This is a genomic window from Flavobacterium sp. AG291, assembly GCF_003350375.1.
Classification (GTDB): Bacteria; Bacteroidota; Bacteroidia; order Flavobacteriales; family Flavobacteriaceae; genus Flavobacterium; species Flavobacterium suzhouense.
In genome coordinates, this window is the sequence record NZ_QQAR01000018.1 from 1 (window position 1) to 23,646 (window position 23,646).

The following is a 23,646-nucleotide window of genomic DNA, read 5'->3' on the forward strand; positions in this document are numbered from 1 at the left end:
AAATATGGGCATAAAAACCCAGACCGCAGCATAGTTTACTTTTGCTTCCTTCTCATTCATAAATTTAAGATTTATCTAAAAACAAATCTAAAGGAACCGAAGCGTACCGCAGTGGAGAAATCTCTTTCTTAAATTGTCCTTTTGTCTTGCCTCAAAAGAACGAAAAAGGCACGGCTGAACTCCTTAGGCTAAAAATTATTACATTCGGCTAAACCATCCGAACTCGCTACGCTCAGACAGCGGATGCTTCTTAACACCTCACTTATAATTTTCTTAACGCCACAGAGTTTAATGCCGAAACTTCACTCATACCTGCTTACAGTGCTGTTGTTGCGAAGAGGAACGACGTGGCACCCGAGGCTAAAACCCAATGAACTAATCTCTTAAGATATGTAATCCTTTAAATTAAAGGGTTCAAAATTTTCCGGGACAATATTACTCGATACTATTAGTGAATTATCAATTTTATATTTTTTCAAAAGCTGGTCAGGAAGAATACAATTTTTTGGTCTGGCAACTAAATGAAACGTCGTGTCCTGAAAGTTTCCCAAATGGTATTTATCGTATGAGTAAAACCCTTTTTTTGCTAAGGAAATAAAACTGCTTATGTCGCTATTTTTCAGATTGGGATTTATTTCGATTTCAAATTCATTTGGTTGGATTGACGTTTTTTCAATGATAGATTGATTGTATGTGTCTGTATCTGTTAGGCTTTTGGGCAAATTTCCACCAGCCGATGTTATGTGAATCAGCTTTTTGTTGTCTGTGAAAAAGATGTCTAAATCTAGTGTTTGGAGATTAATATCTGTATAGGCCATAATCTTTATATTGTATTATAAGTGTTCTTACATCGGTCCCTGCATCATCCAATAAAACAATAGATAAAATAGGGACAAGCATATAAGTACAGAAATTACTCCTGTGCCTATGTTTTTATAGCCTCTCCTGATCAGAATTATTCCTGCAGCTAAACACATACTTACTGATGTAAAAACAAAGAAGAGAGTTCGATATTCGGTGTCAATTAATACAGTTATCTCTAACAATATATAAAGTGCTATCATCGTTGGGATAAATCCTATCGCTATATACATTCCCTTTACCATAATGCAATATAACAAAAAACCTCCGTAAAAGGAGGTTTAGTTGTTATGCCTGGTCTTTATCAGGAACTTTTGCGGCTTTCCAGTATTCAATAATTTTCTTAATGACATCTTTATAGTCGTCGTAATTACTGAGTTTTGTAAAGAATCCCTGTGCAGCTTTCTTATATGCTGTTTTTATAGTGTCCGGGTCGCTTGCAGTACTAAAAAAAATATAAGGTACTGTTTTGTCGCTTAGGTTTGGGTCGGCCAATACCTCGTCCCTAAGTTCGTAACCGCTCATTTTAGGCATATTGATGTCCGAGAAAATAAGGAATGGGGCAATCTCAGGCCTTTGTAAAAATTCCATTACCAATGTACTGTCAGGAAGTATTATTACCTCATTTTCATATCCCAGATCCTCAATTACTTCTTTCAGGATATCGCCATCATCTCTGTCATCTTCAATAATAATAATCTGTCCGTCTTTCTTCATTCTAAAATATTTTTTATCGGGCTAAGATATATATTTAAACCTTAAAATTTTGTTAGAATAATTCTATAAAACGATTCTGCTAGTTCTTAAAGACTAATTGGGAGGTTAATATAATAAACAAAAAACCCGGCACAAAGGCGCCGGGTTTCTAATATCTAAATTTTCAATACTGAGGTCTAATCATTAAGTTTCAATACCGCCATGAAAGCTTCCTGCGGGATCTCTACGTTACCTACCTGACGCATACGTTTTTTACCTTTCTTCTGTTTTTCAAGAAGTTTACGTTTACGGGAGATATCACCACCATAACATTTTGCGGTAACGTCTTTACGTAGTGCCTTCACGGTTTCACGCGAAATTACTTTTACCCCGATTGCAGCCTGGATAGGGATGTCAAACTGCTGGCGCGGTATAAGTTCTTTCAGTTTCTCACACATCTTTTTACCGATGTTGTAAGCATTATCCTCGTGGATAAGTGCCGAAAGTGCATCTACCGGCTGACCATTCAGCAGCACGTCAAGGCGTACAAGTTTTGATGTACGCATCCCGATAGGAGAGTAGTCAAACGATGCATAACCTTTAGATACTGTTTTTAGCCTGTCGTAGAAGTCGAATACGATCTCGGCAAGCGGCATGTCAAAGTTAAGCTCAACACGCTCCGTAGTAAGGTAGGTCTGATTCGTGATCAGTCCGCGTTTCTCAATACAAAGGCTCATTACGTTACCTACGAAGTCGGCTTTGGTAATGATGGTTGCTTTAATATAGGGCTCTTCTACGTGGCTTAGTTTAGATGGCTCCGGAAGGTCGCTTGGGTTATTAACTATAATCGGTCTTTCAGGATCTTTTTTGGTATACGCAAGGTACGATACGTTGGGAACCGTAGTAATTACCGTCATATCAAATTCACGCTCTAAACGCTCCTGAATGATCTCCATGTGCAGCATTCCCAGGAATCCGCATCGGAAGCCAAAACCAAGTGCAGCAGAACTTTCAGCTGCAAATACTAATGAAGCATCATTCAGCTGAAGTTTCTCCATGGAGTTACGAAGCTCTTCGTAATCTTCAGTATCTACCGGATAGATACCGGCAAATACCATTGGTTTTACATCTTCAAAACCACTTACCATGTTTGAGGTAGGGTTTTTGGCATCGGTAAGCGTGTCACCTACTTTTACCTCTTTTGCTTCTTTGATTCCCGAGATAAGGTAACCTACGTCACCTGCACTTACAACCTGTTTCGGAACCTGGTTCAGTTTTAGCGTACCAATCTCATCGGCAAAATATTCGTTGCCGGTAGCCATAAATTTAATTTTCTGGCCTTTGTTGATGGTTCCGTTAATAACTCTGAATATAACCTCAATTCCACGGAATGGGTTGTATACTGAGTCAAATATCAATGCCTGAAGCGGTTCGTTCGGATCACCTTTTGGTGGTGGAATACGCTCAATGATAGCAGCAAGTATTTCTTCTACCCCAAGTCCGGTCTTACCCGAAGCAGGGATGATGTCTTCCAGTTTACATCCTAAAAGGTCTACGATATCATCGCTTACCTCTTCAGGGTTGGCACTCGGAAGGTCAATTTTATTTAGTACCGGAATAATTTCCAGGTCGTTTTCTAAAGCAAGGTAAAGGTTAGAGATGGTCTGCGCCTGGATACTTTGTGCAGCATCAACAATTAGAAGGGCACCTTCACAGGCAGCAATAGAACGCGATACCTCATACGAGAAATCCACGTGGCCAGGAGTATCAATAAGGTTCAGGATATATTCCTCTCCCTTATAGGTATATTCCATCTGTATGGCGTGGCTCTTGATCGTGATACCTCTTTCTCTTTCAAGGTCCATGTTGTCAAGCAGCTGTGCCTGCTGTTCACGTTTGGTTACTGTTTGCGTAGCATCAAGAAGCCTGTCTGCCAGGGTACTCTTACCGTGGTCGATATGGGCAATAATGCAAAAATTCCTAATATGCTTCATCTTCGTCTGTTATCAGTTTTTGTTAGGGCGTGTCCCTTCGGGCTGCTATAGTTTAGCCTGCTCCTATCCCTCACGCATATTACCTGTAAAGGTAGCAAATTTAATCGGCAAATATAGTTTAAACTTAGCGAGTTGCAAACGGATAGGGGTAAATAAAAAAACAGCATTCGGTTGGGGGCTTCCGTATGCTGTTTTATACTTTTAAGTAATTGTAATTTACCCGAAAAAGTTATTTCGAAATTCAGGTTTCTGATTGGGGGGATTCAGAATCTGATCGTTTAGATAATTCCTTAAAACTACGGTGCAAATCAACAACAAAAAATAATACAAAAATACGCTTAGGTGTTATTTTTTTTTAAATCATAAAAATCCTTAACTACAACGTTGTAGTTGCGTGTTTATGTGTAGTAATTTACTGAAAATGCGCAGTTTGTTGATTATTTATGAATCGGAAAAGGATTACATTTAATCCGATAAAATGCGTATTTCTCCGTTGAACGGTAAATTTTATGAAAATTTTGAGATCTCAAATTTTTAATTGTAAAGTGTATATAAATGAAAAGTGCATGAAGAAAACTCCATGCACTAATCATAACCAATCAACCAATCTAAAAATTATTATTACCATTTGCTTCCCACCCTGTTCATTGGTGGTGAAATGATATAACCAATCTTAACACTACAAAGGTACAATGGTTAATGTGTTGATAATGAGTTTTATTATATTTTTATTCTATGCGTGCATATAAAAATCTTATAGCCGTTTATTTCTTACAAAAAGGCACATGACCAACGGAACATGTGCCAAAATAAGCAGTAAGTAGTGGTCTAATATCGTTGTTGTATGCCAACCGGGGGACTTTGGCTTTAGTTGTAGGCTTTTATAAATACTGCTCTTTTAAATCGGAATGAGCAAGTGACTAATGCTTATGTTCTTATATACGTATGCACGAATATATTGGTTTTGAAAGAAGTCATATAAATATTGTAATTTTGCACAAAATGAAGACGATGGTAAAGATTGGCAATATAGAACTGCCCGAATTTCCGCTATTGCTGGCTCCTATGGAAGACGTGAGTGATCCGCCTTTCCGCAGGTTGTGTAAAACGCATGGTGCTGACCTTATGTACAGTGAGTTCATTTCCTCTGAGGGATTGATCCGTGATGCTATGAAGAGCCGCCAGAAGCTGGATATTTTTGATTACGAACGCCCTGTGGGGATACAGATATTTGGTGGAGATGAGGAGGCGATGGCGCTTTCAGCAAAAATTGTCGAGACCGTAAACCCTGATATTGTTGATATAAACTTTGGCTGCCCTGTAAAAAAGGTGGTGTGCAAAGGTGCCGGTGCCGGTGTACTAAAAGATATCGACCTGATGGTGCGTCTTACCAAGGCAGTTGTAAACAGCACATCATTGCCGGTAACTGTAAAAACCCGTTTGGGCTGGGATGAGGATTCTATAAATATTGATGAGGTTGCCGAGCGTCTTCAGGATGTGGGTATCAAAGCGCTTACCATCCATGGGCGTACCCGTGCGCAGATGTATAAAGGGGAAGCCGACTGGTCTCACATTGCCCGTGTAAAGAATAATCAGCGTATCAATATCCCGATCTTTGGGAATGGTGATATCGATAGTCCTGAAAAAGCACTGAAATATAAAAATGAATATGGTATTGATGGTATCATGATTGGCCGTGCGGCTATTGGGTATCCGTGGATATTCAATGAGATAAAACATTTCTTCAATACTGGTGAGCACTTGCCTATGCCAACGCTCGAAGACCGTGTTGAAGCTGCGCGTAACCACTTAATGTGGGCTATTGAATGGAAAGGTGAAAGAGTAGGGGTGTTTGAAACACGTCGCCACTACACCAACTATTTTAAAGGTATTCCAAACTTTAAGGAGTACCGACAAAAAATGGTTACCCATGATGCCGCAGCCGATGTATATGCCGTGCTTGATGAGGTGTTGGAAAAATTTGCAGATTACAGACCTGTTTAGTGATTATGGGAGCAATTAGGACAAAAAAAAGAATAATTGTTGCTAAACGAGAAGCAAAGAATGTAATACAACTAAACGATAAACCCTGGAGATGGGTTGTAGGAACAGAGGCAGCGCTGACAATGGCGGTGCCTCTGTTGTTTTTTACACTGATTGGACATCAACAGCTCGGTTTTATTGCTTCTCTAGGAGGTCTAACGGCTTTACATTCTCCTCAACTGACCCGAATGGAACGGGCTGTAGTGTTGCCTATGGTTGCGGTTTGTATAACTCTTTCTGCTTTGTTAGGCAGTCTAATGGGGCATGATATTTGGCTTCGGGGTTTGTGTATAGTAATGGTAACATTGCTGGGCAGTGTATTCATGGTTGGCTACAAGCTGGGGCCTCCAGGTACGCTTATGTTAGTTTTGGTGACTGCTGTAAGCGGAAAAATTGCTTCATCCGGGACTTTTGAATGGTATGTTATTCCAGAGCTCGTAGGTTTGGGATCTATTGTTGCTTACTGCATAGTAATAGTTCCGATATTTTTTACGTATATAAGGTGGGGAGTAGTGCATCCACCCAAATGGTCTGTGCATTTTTCAGGAATTCATTTTGATTCAGTTGCCAAAGCTATAACTATCAGGATAGTGGTTGGGGTAATAATTGCCGTTGTTGTAGCCTGTGTTTTTAAGGAGCAGCGTTCCTATTGGATCGTACTTCCGGTTATTGCGGTTTTGCAGGCAAGCCATTCCAGGAGGCTGACGGTTATAAAAGCCATACACAGGGTTGGAGGTTCTTTACTGGGAGTGATCTTGTTTGGTATTATTCTTTATGTGAATCCGCAGGGCTTGTGGCTGGTGCTTGTCATTGCAGTGCTTCAATTTGCAATAGAAGTTGTGGTAATGAAACATTATGGTCTTGCGCTTATGTTTATAACTCCTATGGCTCTTACTATTGCATTGGCAGGAGGCGAAACGAATGTTGCTGATACAGTTCAGTCCAGAATAATTGATACTATGATCGGAGTAGCTATAGCTTTGGTTGTATTTTTTATATTCGAAAAGACAAGGTTTAAAACGGAATAATATCGTATATCCATAAAATAAAAAAACGCCGCATGAGCAGACGTTTTTAAAAGGGCTGTTACTTTCTATTCCTCGTCGAGCTGATCCAGTACAGATTTTACCTGCTTCAGGTGTTTGCCGTAATACCAACGAGGTATAAATTCGGCCATGAAAAGCGAAAATAATATTAACCCGGCTAATAATGCAATGCCTGTAATTCCTGCCGCTTTTTTGTCAAGGAAATTACTGATGGTATTCTGATTTTTTGTTACTGTTCCTGCCAGGACACCAAACGAAAATCCCAGAAAGAACATAATGTAGGTAAGTGCTTTGTAAAGCTCTATATTTAGTTTCAGCTCATAAAAAAACCAAAGCAGGTTTTTACGGCTGTCAAATGTCATGTCATACGATTTTTTATAGAACACAAAAAACTTATAAAAATAGTAGGTCATAAATCCTATCATTATGGCATAGAAAGGAATAAATAGTGAAATAAGCTTATCTGAAAAATCAAATATAAGAGGAGCGAAACCTACAAGTACCAGCATGAAAGCCTGCATGAAAAAGTCTGCTTTCATTTTTTTGCGCACTTTATCAATTGGAGTTTGTGCTTCTTTAAGTGTGTCTATAGTATTTGGAACACGAACGTTATCTGTAGGTTCGTTATTCCATTGTTGTTGTAATTCGTTAAAATTCATAACCTTGTTTTTTAATGATTTCCTGTAACTTGTCTTTCGTTCGGTTTAGTTTTACGCGGGCATTTACTTCGGTAATACCCAGATTCTGGCCAATTTCCTTGTGCGACTGTCCTTCGAGAAAAAGAAATATCAATGCCTTCTCTACCGGATTCAGCAACTGTACGGCTTTGTAAAAATAGTCCAGTTGTGTTTCCCGGTGCGTTTCGTCATTTTCGTCTTTAAGATCCATTTTGTCATGCATCCGGGTATTGTCGGGCTTTCTTTTTTCTTTTTTGAAAAATGTAAGCGCGCTGTTTACGGCCACCCGGTACATCCAGGTTGATATCTGACTTTCACCCCTAAAGGTGCCGTACGATTTCCAGAGCTGCAATACGATTTCCTGAAACAGGTCTTCCCTGTCTTCGGGTTCGTCCATATACATTCTCGAAACCTTATGGATAAGACCCTTGTGCTTTTCGATCAGCGCTAAGAATTCCTTTTCGTTGGTTTTCAAATCTGTTGGTTTTGGTTGGTTTGCTTTTATTTTACGGGAGTTACTTTATAACCCTGTTGTTTCAGTAATTCAATTACTCCATTTTTGCCGTATAAATGTCCTGCGCCCACCGCAAAGAAAGTACTTTCTTTTTTTGCAATTGCAGGTATTTTTTTAACCCATGCCTTGTTTCTTTCGTTAAGCATCAGGTTTTCGGCTGTTGTGTTCATAAAACGTCTGTCTGTTATGGTTCTGTAGAGTTCCGGCAGGTTTTCTTCTTTGTGAAAACGTACCAGGTTATCCATTATCTGTGCGTAGTCTGCTTTTATTTTTATCTGGTTTAGTATTTCGGAAAGGGTGTAGGATTTTTCCATAACAACAATCTGGCTGTCTATGGTTTCCAGTCCTCCTATGGTTTTATGCTGTGTCTGCGCCATAGCTACAAGTTCGCCTTCAAAAAATTTCATCTTAGCGGGAGGGCATTTCATTGCATTTGCTATGGCTATACTCATTAACCCTGAAGGAGAAACATGATCGGCTTGCTCAAGAGTTATGCCCATTTGAGAAGTCAGAATTTGGTTTGCTTCTTTTCTTTCAGCTTCATTAAGTCTGCTTGAGAGAGTAATTTCGCTTCTCATCATTTTTTGCATGGCCTCCATTTCTTTGGGGTCGGTAGAGTTTACCTCAAGTACAAGGTTAGAAGTACTGTTAAAAGCAATGCTTACTTTTTCCTTGATCTGAAAGTCTTCTTCGCAAAGTACGTGAATGGTGCCAAACAGGTACGAAGGTTTTTCAATTCCTTTGCCTTCAATTTTCCATAGCATGGAGTTGTTGTCATTAGCTTGTTGTGCGTTGCCAAATAATGTTGATGCTACTGCTGCGATTAAAAAGATTGCTTTTTTCATGTTTTTCGTTTTTTGATTGTGATTTATAACAAGTATGTAAAGCAATCGTTCATTCGTTACAAAAAATATTGAAAAAAAATAAACAGAAATAAAAAAGTCCCAGTAAACACAGGGACTTTTGGTGAAAATATTTTAAAGTTACACTTCAACTTTTTTCCATTTTCCGCGTCTGAAAAGTATAAAGCTGATTATCGTCATAAAGGTTTCGGCTATAGGAATGGCCCAGAATACACCTGTTGGCCCCCAGTTGAAATGCTTAGCAAGTACATAGGCTAAAGGTATCTGGATGATCCAGAAACCGAAAAAGTTAACCCATGTAGGGGTTTTAGTGTCACCGGCTCCGTTAAAGGCGTTCAATAATACCATGCCTATCCCGTAAAAGATATATCCGGCACTTAATATCCTTATGGCTTCTACAGCTATATCGTGTACCTGTGCGTTGTTGGTAAAAAACCACATCATTGGGTCGGCAGCCAACAGGCATATCACCATAATGATTGCCATATAGCTTACGCTGAATTTTGCAGTGACAAATACCGAACGTTCTGCCCTGTCTACCAGTTTGGCGCCAAGATTCTGACCTACCAGAGTAGCCGCTGCACCGCTCATTCCCCATGCTGGAAGCATAAAGAACATCATGATACGTATAGCGCTCTGGTATCCGGCAGAGCCTTCATCGCCTCCCGTTGTAGCTACGAGCTCTGCAAGGAAAATCCAGCTGCATGAGGCTATTACAAACTGTAATACTCCCGGTGCTGCAATTTTTACCAGTGATTTTATCTGTTCCCAATCCGGCAGGAAATAAGAAGCAGCAACTTTAAGGATGCCTTTACCATTAAACAGGTTGTATAGCTGGTATAGTACACCAATGCTTCGTCCTATGGTTGTGGCTATTGCTGCACCTGTTAGTCCCATGTTAGGAACCAAAATGGTACAAAGTATAATGTTGCATAAGTTAGCAATCCAAAGGCTTCTCATCGCGATGGCAGCATTACCTGCGCCACGAAAAATACCATTAAAGAGGAAAAGCAGCATGATTATGAAACTTCCGCCCATCATAATACGCATAAAAGGTGTTCCAAAGATGGCTGATTCTTCGGATGATCCCATCAGGATTAAAATATCTGTAGCATATATCAGCCCGAAAATGGCTAAAACAACGTTTACGGCTACGGCTATGATTATGGCCTGCATACCGGCCTTTGAGGCAGAGACAGGGTCTTTTTCGCCTATGCGTCGGGCAACAACTGCAGTGGCTGCCATGCTCATACCTATAGCTATAGAATAGACTACAGAAAGAACCGATTCTGTTAAGCCAACCGTTTGTACGGCAAAACTGCTGTTTTCTAAATGACCTACAAAGTAAAGATCTACCAGTGCGAAGACCGATTCCATAGCCATTTCCAGCATCATAGGAATAGCAAGCAGGATAACCGCACGGCGGATGCTGCCTTGTGTAAAGTCTATGTTTTCTCCCTTAAGGGATTGTTTGAGCAGTGCAAAAAAACGTGATAATGCACTGGTGTGTTGAATGTCCTGTGTCATTGGTTTGATTTGATAAGATTGATGAAATAGCGAACGTGGGCATTACGTAATGCCGTAAAAAATTTATGTGCGGAGGTGGCAATCCCTAGCGGATAGGGATAACAAAAATTTTCATAGTTCGTAAAGAATTGACGGCAAAGAAAATGAATTTCTGCAAAAAGAAAAAGTTATTGTGTTATTTTTTAGATAATTAATAACTATTTAAATAATTATGCTGACTCCATAAGCTTTTTGCTTACACGGGCTGCGGCTATGCGGGAAGCAAAAACACCAAGGATAAAAATCGTAAGTAATACGATTACAATATTCATAACACTGAATTCAACCGGATATGCCATGGTATTGGTAATCATAAGAAGGCTGAATTGCTTTTGGACAAATATTACACCTGCGCCAAGCAGCATTCCAAAAGTTGCACCCAGTGTAGTGATAAAGATCCCTTGATAAAAAAAAATATTGCGAAGTGCTTTTACTTCGGCACCAAGGCTGTAAAGTGTTCTGATGTTTTCTTTTTTATCGAGTATCAGCATGATAAGTGCTCCTGCAAGACAGAACAAGGTAAGTACCACTACTAACGAGCAGAAAAGGTAGGTCACCAGATTCTCGGCATTCAGCATCTTGTAAAGCGAGTCGTTTAGCTGTTCCCTGTTTTTTAATATCACCTTATTACCAAATAGCTTTTCAATGTCTTTACGCATATCGGCTTCATTGGTTCCGGGCATCAGTTTAAATTCTATCGAAGTATACTGATTGCGTTTAAACTGAAGCATTTCTTGTGCAAGAGCGACGTCTACAAAAACATATTTGCTGTCCTGTTCGTCGTTGATGTTGTAAACGCCTGTAGGGATGAGTAAGGTCTTATTAAAAGCATCTTCCGGATTCTGAATGGCACCTTTGCCCGCTTTGGGTACAAATACCTCGAAATCCCTGTTGAATTCGCCAATGAACATTGAAAATTTGTTCATGATGTTTGCCCCAACCACTGCCTGTCCGGTATAAGGCTTAAGCCATTGTCCGTAAGGAACGCTTTTTTTGATAGGGGTTACGGTTGTAAAAAGGCTGTCTACGCCCTTCATGTAAGCCACCTGTTCTTTCCCGTCAAAATAAAAAAGTACTCTTTCTTCGGCTATTTTGCTGTATGCAGTAATGTTTTTAAACTGGTGAAGTGTAGCTTCCTGCTCAGGTGTAATTAACAATGACTTTCCTGTTGCGGGAGTAAGCTTCAGATCGGGATCGGTAGTATTGGTGAAAGAAAGGCTGAAATCCTTTAGTCCGCTAAAAACCGAAAGGATAATAAAAAGAGCTGCCGTACTTACTACAATACCCGTTGCTGCAATACCAGTAATAATATTAATGGCAGTGCTCTTGCTTCGGCTTATGGTATACCGACGGGCTATGTAAAACGGAAAGCTCAAATTATGATTCCGGAATTATGATTTTTTACGTCTGTCTAAAAGCTCAGGATTTGTAATAGGATTGTTTTCTCCTTTAAGCTCATTGTCAATTTTTTCTATCTGATCCAGAGAGTCGTCTATGTAAAATACCAGGTTAGGTACTTTGCGCAACTGAAGCCTTACACGTTGTGCAAGATCGTGTTTAATAAGCGGTGCATTAGAGCGTACTGCTGCAAGTATTTCGCCACCACGCTCCGAAGGGAATACGCTAAGGTATACTTTAGCTATAGAAAGATCGGTAGTAACCGCAACTTTAGATATAGAGATGATAAGATTAGTGATGCCGTTTTTACGTATCTCACCCTGTAATATATCTACAAGGTCATTCTGTAAGAGGGCGCCTATCTTTTTTTGTCTGTTTGTTTCCATCTTGCAAAAGTACTTAATTTTCTTAGAAGTTGCAGAGTCTCAAAGATACAGAGTTGCAAAGTTTAAATGATTACCCAAAGTTTTATATTTGCTTCCACAAACAACAAACTAAATAGTATGAGAAAAATTGAACATATAGGTATCGCTGTAAACAGCCTTGAGGTTTCTAACCAGCTTTTTGAGAAACTTTTCGGCGCGCCGGCATACAAAATGGAAGAAGTGGCAAGCGAAGGGGTAAAAACTTCCTTCTTTATGAACGGACCTAACAAAATAGAGCTTTTAGAAGCGACAACTCCGGATAGCCCAATTGCTAAATTCCTTGAGAAAAAAGGGGAGGGTATCCACCATATCGCTTTTGATGTGGAAGATATCGTTGCTGAAATCGCCCGATTAAAAGCAGAGGGTTTTACCGTGCTTAACGAAATACCTAAAAAAGGGGCAGATAATAAACTGGTAGCATTCCTGCATCCAAAAGGTACGAACGGCGTGCTGATTGAGCTTTGCCAGGAAATAATTTAAGGTTGCAAAAACTTCATTATCAGTCAGTATTTGTGGTTGAGGTGTTGTTGATGTAATAATCCTTTAAAATTATTTGCATTGCATGAAAAATAATAGTAATATTGCAACCTCAAAACTGGTCCTATAGCTCAGTTGGTTAGAGCACCTGACTCATAATCAGGTGGTCCCTGGTTCGAGCCCAGGTGGGACCACTGGTTTTACAAAACCCTTCACAGCAATGTGGAGGTTTTTTTTGTTTGTATTTTCCTTCTTTATTATTGGATTTAGGCCACAAGTATTAAAAAATGAATAAATTTTACATACTTGATGAAAAATAATTAAATAAAAATGTTGTATAATCAATTAATTATTACATTTTTGCGCCATTAATTTATTTTTATGAAATCAGGAGTTGTAAAATTCTTCAACGAAGAAAAAGGATTTGGATTTATTGTACCGGAAGATGGTTCAGCTGATGTGTTTGTTCACATTTCAGGTGTGGTAGGACAAATCAGTGAAAAAGATGCTGTTGAATACGAAGTAGAAGACGGCAGAAAAGGCCCTACGGCCGTTAATGTTAAAGTAGTAGGCTAATTCAGCCCGGAGGATTTTTACTCCGGCTTCCCTATAACTTACCAGCACAGAGTCCCTTGCCACGGCAAGGGACTTTTTTTATTTTTACACCATGCAAAACCGTATTCTCCAAAAAGTTGATGTATCCCGGGTTAAAATGCTAAGGGAAATAAGTATTGAAACTTTTGTGCATACTTATGCCCAATTCAATACCGAAGAAGATATGCAGCATTATATTGCAACCGAATTTTCTGAGGAAAAACTATTACAGAGTATCACAAGCGCTTCTTCTGCGTTTTATTTTGCTATGGAGGACAATGAGGCTATTGGTTATATAAAAGTCAATTATGCCCCTTCGCAAACGGATATTAACGATCCTGAAAGCCTTGAGCTGGAGCGGATTTATGTTAGTGCTCAACATCAGGGGGAAAGAGCAGGGCAGTTTCTGCTTAATGCTGCCTGTAATATCGCTTTAGAAAATAATTTTAATTATTTATGGTTGGGTGTATGGGATAAGAACACCAATGCTCAAAAATTCTATGCTAAAAATGGTTTTGTGGCTTTCGGGACCCATGATTTTATGTTGGGCAATGATGTTCAGCGCGATATTTTGCTGAAATTAAAACTATAGATATAAAAAAATAGGCTTAAAAGCCTATTTTGATGAATCAGAGTTAAGCGTTTTTGATACAAGTTCAAAATTCGCTTTCATATAATTTCTTGATTTTGATCCTATTTTGTATTCCTGAGTGGTTTCAGTTGTGATGAGCTTTATTTTTGAAATACCTACTGTCTGTAGTTTTTTAAAGTTCTTTTCGTTTTCTTCAAAGTGGCTGTTTTTTTTGCTAAGTGCAAAAGCTGCTTTGTATTCTTCCTGATTGCAATCAGTGTCTGATATCTGGAAACATTCTATCTCGCTATTGTCTTCAAGGACAAGTATAAGGTTGTTGGCTGATTGCCTGATGCATCCAATAGTATTGTTGTGATGGTAAATATTCAGGTCTATAAAGTAGGTTTTAATGTCGTTATTCCCTACATGATGGCTTTGATAACCAGCAGAGAAAAACACCAGTCCTCTGTTAGCAACGCTATCTTCAACTTCAGCTTTTTTGCCCTTATAGCTTTTTGTTAGTATTACCCGTGAGCCTGTTTTAGTATCGTTTGTGTTTACGGCAAGAGTTTGTGCTGTTGCAGTAACTGAAGAAAGCAGCAGCAAAAAGATAATTTGTCTAAGTTTCATTGGTTTCAGTTGGTTTAATTATGACAAATATAATTGTTTGTCGCAACTGAATTTAATTTAGAGGGAAATAAATATTAAAAGTGGCTCCCTCTCCGGGTTTTGATGACGCATTTAAAATAGCCTTATGGTTTTCTGCAATTTTCATGCATATAGCCAGTCCGATTCCTGTGCCTTCATATTCTGTTTTGCCGTGCAGGCGTTGGAAAACTTCAAATATGCGTGATGCATACTGTGGGTTAAAGCCAATGCCGTTATCGGTTACTGAAATGTGCAGATAATTAATGTTACTGTTAGCGTTAACATTGTCAATAGTGGTTCCGGCTACGGTTTCGGATAATATGGTTATCTCGGGCGGAATGCCATCACGGGAGAATTTAAGCGCATTAGATACCAGATTGTTGAATAGCTGCCTGATCTGAAACGGAATAGCTGTAATTGTAGGCATTAGGCCAATGGATATTACTCCGTCCTTTTCATTTATGGCATCAGCAAAGTCTGAAGCAATTTCCCTTAGCATGATATTGAGGTCAACGTCTTCAAAAGTTTTTTCCGTAGCATTAGAACGCGAATAGGTAAGCAGATCCTGGATTAGTTTTGTCATCCTTCCTGCTGCGAGCTGCATACGGGTAAAGTTTCGTTTGCCTGATTCTGATAGGTTTTCAAACTCATTAGCCATAATAATACCTCCAAAAGTATGGATTTTTCGTAATGGCTCCTGTAAGTCATGACTTGATATATAGGCGAATGAGGACAGTTCTTTATTAGTGCTTCGCAGTTCCTGATTGGCAATCTTAAGTTCGTTAGTGCGTTCAGAAACAAGTGTTTCCAGAGATTCTGATAAAAGTCTGAACTTCTCTTCGCTTTTTCGTAATGCTTCTTCAGCTTCTTTTCGCTCTGTAATATCTATCATTACCTTAGTGGCGCCTATGGTTTTGCCATTTTCGTCAAATAGGGGCTGAGGGTGCACAATAACATGGCGGCGGTCGCCATTGCTGCGGTACATGTATATTTCAGTTTCTATAGAGCGACTTTCCTTGAAAGCCATTGCCATAGGGCTGTTATCGTGGGAAATAGGTGTGCCATCAAAGGCAGAGAGCTTATATGATCCACACCAACGGTCGATGCCGGGTTCGGGCTTACGTGCCCAAAGGGTTTCGGCAGCTTTATTGTATAGGTCGATATAACCATTTTCGTCAATGGTGTACATGGCAATTGGCAGCGTTTCAATGAGTTGTGCATAACGTCTATTAGCTGCCTTTTCCACTTCACGGGCTTTGACACGCGGAGTGACGTCATTAACCGTACACATAATACCGTTTATCGATCCGTCTGTTTCATACAGAGGAGCGTATTCATAATCAAGGTAGTACAGGTTTCTGCCATCATGCGAATCTACATAGGCGGGTGACTCTGAAGCGCGGTGTGGAATACCGGTTTTCATAACCTTTCTGAGTAACTCGGGATAGTCCTGTTCCAGCAATTCCGGGAAAACTTCAAGGATGCTTTGTCCTACAACTTCATGGAATTCTTTGCGCCATAGGTTTTTAAGCATAACTTCGTTGGCAATATCAATAATAAAATCTTTGCCTTTAAGAATGGTCATCGCTATGGGTGACTGCATTACTATGTTTCTGAATTCCTGCTTTTTAACGGTTAATTCCTTCTTGGTGTTTACGATATCTGTCACTTCAGTACAGACAACAATAATGCCTGATACGCTGTTATCTTCCTCATAAATAGGTTGGTATACAAAGTTAAAGTAACACATCACCTTATGTCCGTTGCGCATCAGGTAAACGCCAAGCTCGTTACCTACATATGGCATTCCTGAGGTATAAACCCCTCTCATGATCTCTTCGATAGCCTGGCCTTTTATTTCCGGAAGGGCTTCAAATAATGGCCTGTCGATAAAGTCTTTTGCTTCACGATCAACGAGTTGCAGGTAAAGCGGATTGGCCATTTCTACCATCAGTTCCGGGCCTTTCAGGATGAGTATACCTATGGGAGCCTGTTTAAAGTAGTTGTCAATTTTTGTTTTAGCTGACTCATTTTCAGTGCTTTTGTCGGAATACAACTGATTAATCCCTTCGATGCCTCGCGTAAGTTCACTATGGTGGGTTAAAACAGGGTTATCTTTTTGCTTGTCAGTAGTTTGAGTAGTGTTGGCTTTAAGTTCCTGAAGCTGGAGTTGCAGCAGATAGTTTTCCGCTTTAAGGTCCAGTATTTCAATGGTTTTATGTGCTTCGGGAGTATTGCCTTCGTCGTGTAAGTTTATAGCTTTGGCTGCTGTATCTATAATGCTAAGCCTTATGTTTTCAAGACTTTCGGGGACTTCTGTTTGTGAAAATGTATAATCCGTAAGGATGACTTTTGCGCCATTTCCGGACACATAATCCTTAACAGATTGTACTAATCTGCCGGTTAAATTACGGGGTGTAGCAAAGTTCATTTCGTTGCGGGTATTCATATAGTAAGAATTCTTTTGGGTAAAAGAGGTGCATCCGCTAAGGTAGCTTATTTGGTTGTTAAGTATTCATTAAAAATGTTATTTTGTAACGAAATATGCAAAATCTCATAACCAGTCCACAGTTGTTAATTTTACGCTTTTTGTTCTCAAAACGCCATTTTCGTGCGTAAAATTAAAGGTAGTCAAAATATTGAAAAACAGTCAAATAAAATTTAATATTACTTTTGCCGACTCTAAAAAGAAAAACGGTTTTACAAAACCTCCAAAACACATTTTTTGACCAAAAAATAACCCCGGAAAGTGATTTCCGGGGTCATTCGATATTCAAAAATTAAAGACGTCTTTTTATGCTGTTTTCAGCTGTGCCGCTTTTCTGTTTCGGCTAATCAAAACCAAAGTGGTAACCGAACCCGTTAATGCCATAGCAACACCCACCAAATTTGGCGAAGCATAGCTATAACCCATAACCAACGGTAATCCACCCAGGAAGGCTCCAAGTGCGTTCCCTGTATTAAAACTGGCTTGTAACGATGCCGACGCGATCATCTCTGAACCTTTAGCAGCCTGAATGATAAGCATCTGAACGGGTGCGACTACCGCAAACGACAAGGCTCCTGTAACAAATACCAGTATAAGTGATATAATCTGGTTGCCGGAGAACAGGTATACGGCCAACAGGTTTGTTGCCATGATAAGCAATACCGAAAGTACCGTAGTGGCAGGTGAGAAACGGTCGGCTAGGCGGCCTCCAATGAAGTTGCCTACTACCATTCCCAGTCCGGCGAGGATAAGGATGTAAGGGACATTTTCTGCAGAGAAGCCTGATATTTCTGTAAGTAGCGGGGCAATGTAGCTGATCCAGCAGAACAATCCGCCCGTGCCTATGGCAACGATAAATATGATGAGCCATGCATCGACCTTAGTGAAGAACTGCAACTGCGTTTTGATGCTGTCTATCCTTTTCGATTCGAACTTTGGCATGAGAAGTAGCAGGGTAATTACGGTAATGAGCCCTATAACGGTAACCACCACAAAGGTATAACGCCAGCTATAGTTGTGGCCTATATACGTACCCAGCGGAACCCCAACCACGTTAGCGATGGTAAGCCCCGAGAACATAATAGCGATTGAACGCGCTTCTTTACCGGCATCGGCGAGGCGAGAGGCCACTACGGCACCTACACCAAAGAAGGCCCCATGCGGCAGCCCTGAAAGGAAACGTGACGCAAACAGCAGGTTGTAACCCGGTGCGACAATAGAAAGCGCATTGAAAACCGTTAGCATAATGGCCATAGCCAGCAGCATCTTTTTGGGAGGGAAGTTACGCCCGGCAATAACCAGTAGCGGTGCGCCAATGACCACACCCAGGGCATACGCCGAGATAAGATGGCCCGCCTGCGGGATGCTGATGTTAAGGTCGTGTGCGATATCGGGCAGAAGGCCCATCATTACGAACTCTGTGATGCCTATGGTAAGGCCGCCCAGAGCGAGTGGTAGCAAACTTAGTTTCATGGCACAAAGGTACTACATCTTTTTAGTGTAATAACTAAAATTACAGTTACAGTTTGTTTACGAAAAGGTTATTGTTGATAAAAGTTTAATTTTGAAAAGAAATACAGTTTAAAGTCTGTTTATGTCTTGCCAAAATCTAATAATTATTTTATAAGCATGAAAAAAGAGAAACAAGAAATGTCACAAACAAAACGATATATTTTCGAAACGACTTTAGCTAGGTCTAAACAAATGAGTAAGATCAAGTGCAAAAACACAAAACCGGAAATGAGTTTAAGGAAAGCTCTGTGGAAGCTTGGGATAAGATATAGATTAAATGTAAGCAAACTTCCAGGAAAGCCTGATATTGTTATTGAAAGAAAAAAAATTGTAATTTTTTTAGATGGTGAATTTTGGCATGGATTTGATTGGGAAAATAAAAAAGATAAAATTAAAGCAAATCGTGACTATTGGATACCGAAAATTGAGAAAAATATGATGCGAGATTTTGAAAATAATAAAAATTTAGAATTGAAAGGTTATAAAGTTTTGCGTTTTTGGGCTCAAGAAATTCATAAAAATTTGCCTAAATGTGTATCTCTAGTGTTGTCTTGTGTAAATTAATCCGAGTGTTTATTATGGTTGAAAAGTTTCTATATTAAAATGAAACTATATTGAAATTCAAATTATATTTGAGGATTATTGAATGCTTTTTTTTTAACACAAAATAACTAAAAAGGGATGGCGAAACAGAGTCAAGAAAATGTAAAAGACCTTTATGGTTATAGTTTATTTAGTGGAGGTGGTGGATTTCATATAGGCATGAAAAAGGCTGGTTTCAAAGTTTTGGTTGCCAATGATATAGAGCCGAAAGCTGAAGAAACACATAAAAAAAACTGGCCAGAAACACCTTTTTTATTGAAAGATATAAGGCTTGTTACTAGTGAAGAATTATTAAATCTTGCAGGAGGAATAAAGCCAGATATAATTTTTGGTGGACCGCCATGTCAAGGCTTTTCTACATTAGGTGCGAAACTATCAAGTGATCCCAGAAATATATTGTTTGATCATTTTGTAAGGATAGTTGATGAATTAAATCCGAAATATTTTCTATTTGAAAATGTTAAATCATTAACCACGATGTATAATGGTCAGTTTAAAGAAAATATTATAAAAAAATTTGAGGCTATTGGTTATAATGTCACCTATAAAATCATAAACGCAGCAGATTATGGGGTTCCTCAGCATAGGCATAGAGTCTTTTTTTGTGGAACAAGATTAGATCCTGCTTTTGAGTTCCCAGAACCAACCCATGGCCCAAAATCGAAAGAGAAAACGCCATATAAGACTGTAGGGGAGGCTATAATGGATTTGGCAAATCTAAAAGAACAAGATATTGAAAATCATAAATCTTTAGAGCATTCTCAAATAGTTGTTGAAAGATATAAATTAATAAAGGAAGGAGGTAAATTACCTCCTAAAGAACTTCTTCCAAAAGAACTTCAACGAACTAATTTTGGTAATACATACAAAAGATTGGATAGGAATGAACCATCATTAACAATGGTTCCAGGGAATAATGCATTTCCTATTCATCCTGTATTAAATAGAAGTCTTACGCCTAGAGAAGCTGCAAGAATACAAACTTTTCCGGATAATCATGTTTTTATGGGTGACAGGAGGAGGCAATGTATTTTAGTGGGCAATGCAGTTGCGCCTTTATTAGCAGAGATTTTAGGTAATCAAATAATTAAACATCTTTATAATTCAAAAGAAAAAGTGATAAAGAAAGGACTAAATAATAAACAAACTTTTGAGGATTCTTTATTAGAAAACACATTTGCTTTAAAAAAATTTAATAAGCTGAGTTCGAAAGATGGATTTATAGATTTGTTTAGTGGTGCTGGCGGATTTACTATAGGATTTGGAAAAGCCGGATGGAAACCACTTCTAAGCGTAGATATAAACAAAAACGTAACTGCAACTCATGAATTTAATATGCCTTCTTTTCCATATTTGGAAGGTAATCTTGGAGAAGACAATTTCAGGAATTCAATTATTGAAAATTTTAAAGGCAAGGAAATTGGTATAATAGTTGGAGGGCCGCCTTGTCAAGGTTTTTCTATTTTTGGAAAAAGGAGATTTGTAAATACAAAAGGATATGATCCTCATATAGATCCTAGAAACAAATTAGTGTATGCCTATTTAGATGTTATAAAAGAACTTAATCCAAGATGGTTTTTAATGGAAAACGTTCCGGGATTAACAAATCTTGATAATGGTTTATTTTTAGAAAATCTGATTACTGAATTTAAATCGTTAGGGTTTAATAATACGGAATTCAAAGTTTTAAACGCAGCAGATTATGGAGTTCCACAATTGAGGAAACGTCTGATAATAATTGGTAATAGAACTGGACACATTATCCCATGGCCTAAAAAAAAATATTTTGAAAAGCCTAAGGACTGGCAAAAGCCATATAGAACTGTTGGCGAAGCTATATCTGATTTAATGAGTGATAATTCATATCAGAAAGTTCCGAATCATGTTCCGATGAATCATAAACCACTTTTAATAGAAAGGTATAAATATATAGAAGAGGGCTGTAGGCTTGATATTTCTAAACTTCCAGATGAACTTAAATCTGGTTATAGGACTGATGAGGTAAAAAATTTTAGTCATGTATTTAAAAGACTTCATAGAGAGAAGCCTGCAAATACAATGGTTCCTGGCCATAACGCTTTTCCTATACATCCTGTTCTTAATAGAGCATTAACTGTACGCGAAGCTGCAAGAATACAAACTTTTCCAGATGAAATTATTTTTCAAGGAAATAGACAAGAACAGTGTATACAAGTAGGAAACGCTTTCCCTCCCATGTTGGCCGAAATTTTAGCGAATAGTATTATGAAAGCTGAAATTAATAATTGGTATCCAAATGAGGTGCCTGCTTCAGCTTGGTACAGCCTTTTGGATAAACAAGGGTATGAAGAACAACCGATTGAAGAAACTTTTTAGATATGAGTCACGATTTATATGCTTCATGGGCAACGGCTGAAATCTCAAGGATGATAAGGGATACCCCTCAATTTATGTTTGATAACATTGAAGTTAATAATTTTGATGTTTTTGCAAATAGGGAAAGTGGAAGAATATGGCCAATTCCTGATGGTAGATTAAGTGCTGAAATTAATCCATCAAAATTTGAAGTAGCAATTGAGTTAAAAAGAACGAATGAAGGTTTGCATGGAGTATTAACAGCTATTGGTCAAGCTCAAGCGTATATACACAAAGGATATTCTGGTGCAGCTATAATTGTGCCAAACAGTTATGATTCATTCCCAGACCCAGGAACATATATTTCTAATGTTCTACATAATACTAGTGGGAATTTACCTATCGGAGTTTTTACTTATGATAGCCCTGATACAACAAATTCATCACCGTTCCTCAATAAGGTTAGATGTATTAGGCCTATCAATTTATCTTTAGAATCAAGAATTGGGAGAGAAAATTTTTTGTCAAGGCAGAGGTCTGTTACTCAATGGGCACATTTAAGAGAGGGTAGCACAGAAGCTTATGCTTTTTATAAATATTTACAGATTGCTAAGCAATTAAATGCGAATGATCTTGTAGAGCCAAATCCTCATCTTCCACAACAATTAATTGATGCAGTTTCGCGTATTAATGTGAGTCTTAACCCTATATCCTATTTATCTTTTGCTACTGGTATTGCTTTTCATGATGTAGTGTGGAGAACCTTCTGGTATAATAATGTTTTAACTGATGAAGTTGCTATACCTTGGTTTATAAGGGATGGAGAATATGTGGTAAATTCAGTTAAGACTAAATTGAAATTACCAGACGGAACATATCAGGAATTCTTTTCCTCAAGAGTGGACTCTGTTAAGCAAAAAATTGTTTTAGGTTTAAATAATAATGGATTAACTGAGGAAGAGGCTTGGGATATTTTTGCTAATAACATTCATAATAGGGCGCATAGTTATAGAGAAGATATTGATTCAGGTTTGGAGCATTTGGGGCTAATAAATTCTGACGGTAAACCAAGTGAAAATGGTTATAAATATGTAGATGCATGTGAGAGAACAAATAATTGTCATTTAGGAAAACCGAAATTGATACTTGGGGCTTCAATATTAAAAGAAGGAAGTTTAGGAGCTTTCCTGCATTATGTATATAAAGTCTCTGAGAATCGATTTAAATTAGACCCATTAGCTTTTACTGAAATACTTCCAAATGGAAGAAGAAGATTTAATAAAAATACTTATTTAGCATTTATTAGAGAAGAACTAGCTAATACATTACATGTGATGAATACAGCGACTATAAGAGGTGGAGCAGCTAGAAATCCTTTTCAAGGTGAATTAGCAATTTTAAGAAAATTTGATTTTGTTTCAGGATTTCGAATTGGAGTTGGACTAGAAATTAATTGGCCGCTAGTTCAAGAATATCTTGAATATAAAATATAACCTACCCCAACTTCACTTCCTTTACCGGACTAAAAATCCCCGTACTTCCGTCAAGGCGGCGTAAAATGGTAATGCGGTCGCACAGCCATTCGGCCTGGTAGTCAAAAGGCGTCAGGTCTTCAAGGCGGTCAAAGTCGGCCGTAGCAATGTTGCGCGCAATGGTAACGTGTGGGTGTATCACCTTTTTGGCGCGTGGCCTTTTGTCCAGTATGCTGGTCTGGCGGTAGCTGCGCTTTGCCTCGGGTTTCGGGTCAAGCAGCGCTACAATATTGTTTATAGGTTCGGGGTCTTCTATCTTCAGGCACAGCGTACGCGAAACACCTCCGTGTTTCAGCACTTCGTGGCCGTCCAGCTTTATGGTAAAAGGCTGCTGTGCGGCAGCAGCTTTTTTTACAAGCTTCAATACCTGGGTGTCGGTGGTGGCTTTGGTCTTAAACAACGACACATGCGCAATGCTCTTGCGGTTATAATCTTCCAGGCCTATCATGCCGTGCAATTGTTCCTTTAGCCCGTCTACCGCCTCCTTAATGGCTTCGTCGGGAGAGAGCAGCACGAAGTACTCGTACACATTCTCGTTAAAAAGGGTTAATTGCGCGTTGTTCTTTTTGGCCATGTTTGATTGTTGTGTTGCAAAAATAGAGAATTTGTTTAAGGTTTAATGTTTAAAGTTGCCACTGTTGCGTTTAGAGATTCTTCGACTCCGTTCCACTCCGCTCAGAATGACAGAACGTAAAGATAAGGAGCGCAGATTTTTCATTATAAGTGAGCCGGTTGAGTGCTCCCCTCTCCTTTGGAGAGGGGCAGGGGGTGAGGCCTAAAGCAGGAGTAAGCAACCATCAACCA

At 38.9% G+C, this 23,646-nt stretch carries 21 protein-coding genes and 1 tRNA gene; 9 read left to right on the top strand and 13 right to left on the bottom strand.

Translation table 11 applies throughout. The annotated features are described in order from the left end of the window. Positions 1-383: 383 nt before the first annotated feature. The 3 genes from DEU42_RS15965 to lepA form a co-directional block, all read right to left on the bottom strand. Entirely contained in the window at positions 384-818 is a 435-nt protein-coding gene (locus tag DEU42_RS15965) for a hypothetical protein (protein WP_114759334.1), read from the bottom strand. A gap of 331 nt (positions 819-1,149) precedes the next feature. After that, positions 1,150-1,578 carry a response regulator gene (locus DEU42_RS15975; protein WP_114759336.1) on the bottom strand — a complete coding sequence of 143 codons (429 nt, stop codon included), beginning with the start codon at positions 1,576-1,578 and terminating at the stop codon, positions 1,150-1,152. Positions 1,579-1,754: 176 nt separating this feature from the next. Next, on the bottom strand, positions 1,755-3,551 hold the full coding sequence (gene lepA / locus DEU42_RS15980; RefSeq protein WP_114759337.1) for a translation elongation factor 4: 1,797 nt from the start codon (positions 3,549-3,551) through the stop codon (positions 1,755-1,757). 1,011 nt (positions 3,552-4,562) lie between these two features. Here lepA and dusB point away from each other — a divergent pair. Together dusB and DEU42_RS15990 are read left to right on the top strand one after the other, a co-directional pair. Then, positions 4,563-5,555, top strand: coding sequence for a tRNA dihydrouridine synthase DusB (dusB, locus tag DEU42_RS15985; RefSeq protein WP_114759338.1), 993 nt, complete (start codon positions 4,563-4,565; stop codon positions 5,553-5,555). 5 nt (positions 5,556-5,560) lie between these two features. Continuing rightward, positions 5,561-6,622 (top strand): FUSC family protein, encoded by a 1,062-nt coding sequence (locus DEU42_RS15990; RefSeq protein WP_114759339.1) that lies wholly within the window; start codon positions 5,561-5,563, stop codon positions 6,620-6,622. Between the two features lie 65 nt (positions 6,623-6,687). Here the strand turns inward: DEU42_RS15990 and DEU42_RS15995 are convergent, their stop codons facing one another. The 6 genes from DEU42_RS15995 to rbfA all read right to left on the bottom strand — a co-directional run bounded on the left by DEU42_RS15995 (position 6,688) and on the right by rbfA (position 12,044). Further along, positions 6,688-7,299 (bottom strand): hypothetical protein, encoded by a 612-nt coding sequence (locus tag DEU42_RS15995; RefSeq protein ID WP_114759340.1) that lies wholly within the window; start codon positions 7,297-7,299, stop codon positions 6,688-6,690. Continuing rightward, a complete protein-coding gene (locus DEU42_RS16000) occupies positions 7,289-7,720 on the bottom strand; it encodes an RNA polymerase sigma factor (protein ID WP_410501025.1) in 432 nt (143 codons plus the stop codon). Before DEU42_RS16000 ends, DEU42_RS15995 begins: the two co-directional genes overlap by 11 nt. Positions 7,721-7,818: 98 nt before the next feature. Next, complete coding sequence (locus DEU42_RS16005) at positions 7,819-8,676, bottom strand: TraB/GumN family protein (RefSeq protein ID WP_147278142.1); 858 nt, start codon at positions 8,674-8,676, stop codon at positions 7,819-7,821. Between the two features lie 138 nt (positions 8,677-8,814). Beyond that, a complete protein-coding gene (locus DEU42_RS16010; RefSeq protein WP_114759343.1) occupies positions 8,815-10,221 on the bottom strand; it encodes an MATE family efflux transporter in 1,407 nt (468 codons plus the stop codon). Between the two features lie 209 nt (positions 10,222-10,430). Then, complete coding sequence (locus DEU42_RS16015) at positions 10,431-11,636, bottom strand: ABC transporter permease (protein ID WP_114759344.1); 1,206 nt, start codon at positions 11,634-11,636, stop codon at positions 10,431-10,433. A gap of 15 nt (positions 11,637-11,651) precedes the next feature. Then, positions 11,652-12,044 carry a 30S ribosome-binding factor RbfA gene (gene rbfA / locus DEU42_RS16020; RefSeq protein WP_114759345.1) on the bottom strand — a complete coding sequence of 131 codons (393 nt, stop codon included), beginning with the start codon at positions 12,042-12,044 and terminating at the stop codon, positions 11,652-11,654. 117 nt (positions 12,045-12,161) lie between these two features. Between rbfA and mce the strand changes: the two genes are divergently transcribed. The 4 genes from mce (at position 12,162) to DEU42_RS16040 (ending at position 13,746) form a co-directional block, all read left to right on the top strand. Continuing rightward, the gene (gene mce / locus DEU42_RS16025) at positions 12,162-12,563 is read left to right on the top strand and encodes a methylmalonyl-CoA epimerase (protein ID WP_114759346.1); all 402 of its coding nucleotides are present in this window, start codon (positions 12,162-12,164) and stop codon (positions 12,561-12,563) included. A 117-nt stretch (positions 12,564-12,680) separates the two neighbouring features. Continuing rightward, positions 12,681-12,754 (top strand) — tRNA-Ile (locus tag DEU42_RS16030). 187 nt (positions 12,755-12,941) lie between these two features. Further along, positions 12,942-13,136: a cold-shock protein gene (locus DEU42_RS16035; RefSeq protein WP_114759347.1), complete on the top strand. Its 195-nt coding sequence runs from the start codon at positions 12,942-12,944 to the stop codon at positions 13,134-13,136. A 91-nt stretch (positions 13,137-13,227) separates the two neighbouring features. Further along, positions 13,228-13,746 (top strand): GNAT family N-acetyltransferase, encoded by a 519-nt coding sequence (locus tag DEU42_RS16040; protein ID WP_114759348.1) that lies wholly within the window; start codon positions 13,228-13,230, stop codon positions 13,744-13,746. Between the two features lie 24 nt (positions 13,747-13,770). Here the strand turns inward: DEU42_RS16040 and DEU42_RS16045 are convergent, their stop codons facing one another. The 3 genes from DEU42_RS16045 to DEU42_RS16055 all read right to left on the bottom strand — a co-directional run bounded on the left by DEU42_RS16045 (position 13,771) and on the right by DEU42_RS16055 (position 18,334). After that, entirely contained in the window at positions 13,771-14,355 is a 585-nt protein-coding gene (locus DEU42_RS16045) for a hypothetical protein (RefSeq protein WP_114759349.1), read from the bottom strand. Between the two features lie 52 nt (positions 14,356-14,407). After that, complete coding sequence (locus DEU42_RS16050; RefSeq protein ID WP_114759350.1) at positions 14,408-16,822, bottom strand: PAS domain-containing protein; 2,415 nt, start codon at positions 16,820-16,822, stop codon at positions 14,408-14,410. A 345-nt stretch (positions 16,823-17,167) separates the two neighbouring features. Beyond that, the gene (locus DEU42_RS16055; protein ID WP_114759351.1) at positions 17,168-18,334 is read right to left on the bottom strand and encodes an MFS transporter; all 1,167 of its coding nucleotides are present in this window, start codon (positions 18,332-18,334) and stop codon (positions 17,168-17,170) included. A gap of 156 nt (positions 18,335-18,490) precedes the next feature. Between DEU42_RS16055 and DEU42_RS16060 the strand changes: the two genes are divergently transcribed. The 3 genes from DEU42_RS16060 to DEU42_RS16070 all read left to right on the top strand — a co-directional run bounded on the left by DEU42_RS16060 (position 18,491) and on the right by DEU42_RS16070 (position 22,803). Then, positions 18,491-18,937 carry a very short patch repair endonuclease gene (locus DEU42_RS16060; RefSeq protein WP_114759352.1) on the top strand — a complete coding sequence of 149 codons (447 nt, stop codon included), beginning with the start codon at positions 18,491-18,493 and terminating at the stop codon, positions 18,935-18,937. Between the two features lie 117 nt (positions 18,938-19,054). Continuing rightward, positions 19,055-21,331 carry a DNA cytosine methyltransferase gene (locus DEU42_RS16065; RefSeq protein WP_114759353.1) on the top strand — a complete coding sequence of 759 codons (2,277 nt, stop codon included), beginning with the start codon at positions 19,055-19,057 and terminating at the stop codon, positions 21,329-21,331. 2 nt (positions 21,332-21,333) lie between these two features. Then, entirely contained in the window at positions 21,334-22,803 is a 1,470-nt protein-coding gene (locus tag DEU42_RS16070; protein WP_114759354.1) for a hypothetical protein, read from the top strand. 1 nt (position 22,804) lies between these two features. On the opposite strand, the gene DEU42_RS16075 is transcribed toward DEU42_RS16070, so the two are convergent. After that, the gene (locus DEU42_RS16075) at positions 22,805-23,416 is read right to left on the bottom strand and encodes a 2'-5' RNA ligase family protein (RefSeq protein ID WP_114759355.1); all 612 of its coding nucleotides are present in this window, start codon (positions 23,414-23,416) and stop codon (positions 22,805-22,807) included. Positions 23,417-23,646 lie beyond the last annotated feature (230 nt).

Coding starts and splice junctions, on each gene's coding strand:
- DEU42_RS15965 (WP_114759334.1), bottom strand. CDS start 818: ATGGCCTATACAGATATTAATCTCCAAACACTAGATTTAGACATCTTT.
- DEU42_RS15975 (WP_114759336.1), bottom strand. CDS start 1,578: ATGAAGAAAGACGGACAGATTATTATTATTGAAGATGACAGAGATGAT.
- lepA (WP_114759337.1), bottom strand. CDS start 3,551: ATGAAGCATATTAGGAATTTTTGCATTATTGCCCATATCGACCACGGT.
- dusB (WP_114759338.1), top strand. CDS start 4,563: ATGGTAAAGATTGGCAATATAGAACTGCCCGAATTTCCGCTATTGCTG.
- DEU42_RS15990 (WP_114759339.1), top strand. CDS start 5,561: ATGGGAGCAATTAGGACAAAAAAAAGAATAATTGTTGCTAAACGAGAA.
- DEU42_RS15995 (WP_114759340.1), bottom strand. CDS start 7,299: ATGAATTTTAACGAATTACAACAACAATGGAATAACGAACCTACAGAT.
- DEU42_RS16000 (WP_410501025.1), bottom strand. CDS start 7,720: ATGTATATGGACGAACCCGAAGACAGGGAAGACCTGTTTCAGGAAATC.
- DEU42_RS16005 (WP_147278142.1), bottom strand. CDS start 8,676: ATGAAAAAAGCAATCTTTTTAATCGCAGCAGTAGCATCAACATTATTT.
- DEU42_RS16010 (WP_114759343.1), bottom strand. CDS start 10,221: ATGACACAGGACATTCAACACACCAGTGCATTATCACGTTTTTTTGCA.
- rbfA (WP_114759345.1), bottom strand. CDS start 12,044: ATGGAAACAAACAGACAAAAAAAGATAGGCGCCCTCTTACAGAATGAC.
- mce (WP_114759346.1), top strand. CDS start 12,162: ATGAGAAAAATTGAACATATAGGTATCGCTGTAAACAGCCTTGAGGTT.
- DEU42_RS16035 (WP_114759347.1), top strand. CDS start 12,942: ATGAAATCAGGAGTTGTAAAATTCTTCAACGAAGAAAAAGGATTTGGA.
- DEU42_RS16040 (WP_114759348.1), top strand. CDS start 13,228: ATGCAAAACCGTATTCTCCAAAAAGTTGATGTATCCCGGGTTAAAATG.
- DEU42_RS16045 (WP_114759349.1), bottom strand. CDS start 14,355: ATGAAACTTAGACAAATTATCTTTTTGCTGCTGCTTTCTTCAGTTACT.
- DEU42_RS16050 (WP_114759350.1), bottom strand. CDS start 16,822: ATGAATACCCGCAACGAAATGAACTTTGCTACACCCCGTAATTTAACC.
- DEU42_RS16055 (WP_114759351.1), bottom strand. CDS start 18,334: ATGAAACTAAGTTTGCTACCACTCGCTCTGGGCGGCCTTACCATAGGC.
- DEU42_RS16060 (WP_114759352.1), top strand. CDS start 18,491: ATGAAAAAAGAGAAACAAGAAATGTCACAAACAAAACGATATATTTTC.
- DEU42_RS16065 (WP_114759353.1), top strand. CDS start 19,055: ATGGCGAAACAGAGTCAAGAAAATGTAAAAGACCTTTATGGTTATAGT.
- DEU42_RS16070 (WP_114759354.1), top strand. CDS start 21,334: ATGAGTCACGATTTATATGCTTCATGGGCAACGGCTGAAATCTCAAGG.
- DEU42_RS16075 (WP_114759355.1), bottom strand. CDS start 23,416: ATGGCCAAAAAGAACAACGCGCAATTAACCCTTTTTAACGAGAATGTG.